This window comes from Roseicyclus salinarum (assembly GCF_029624655.1).
Lineage (GTDB): Bacteria > Pseudomonadota > Alphaproteobacteria > Rhodobacterales > Rhodobacteraceae > Roseibacterium > Roseibacterium salinarum.
The window spans coordinates 1-355 of sequence record NZ_JARRSA010000065.1 but is presented as its reverse complement, the minus strand read 5'-3'; the positions used below and the strand labels follow the sequence as shown (position 1 = coordinate 355).

Annotated in this window: 1 protein-coding gene; it reads left to right on the top strand. The window is 66.5% G+C overall.

Translation table 11 applies throughout. The features are described 5' to 3' along the window. Positions 1-278: fatty acid desaturase (locus P6F26_RS19625; protein ID WP_278030398.1), on the top strand; the 278-nt coding region annotated here is incomplete at its 5' end. Positions 279-355 lie beyond the last annotated feature (77 nt).

Sequence of the window (355 nt, the reverse complement as noted above, 5' to 3'; positions counted from 1 at the left end):
ACGACTGGCAGCTCCATGAGGCGGCGTTGCACGGCAGTTCGCACTACGTCCTGCCGGGCCCGCTGCGCTGGCTCACCGCCAACATCGGGATACACCACGTCCACCACCTCCAGGCCCGCGTGCCGTTCTACCGCCTGCCCGAAATCTTGCGCGACCACCCCCACCTCGCCGAGGCGCAGCGTCTGACGCTTCGGCAAAGCCTCGGCTGCGTTCGCCGGCACCTGTGGGACGAGAAGACCCGAAGGCTGGTCTCCTTCACGGCTGCACGTACGGCCTGAGGGCGTCGTTAGGACAGGACAGCAGGATCGCACGACGTCGGACTTGTGCCGACCAGCGCAAACCACCACTTACCATC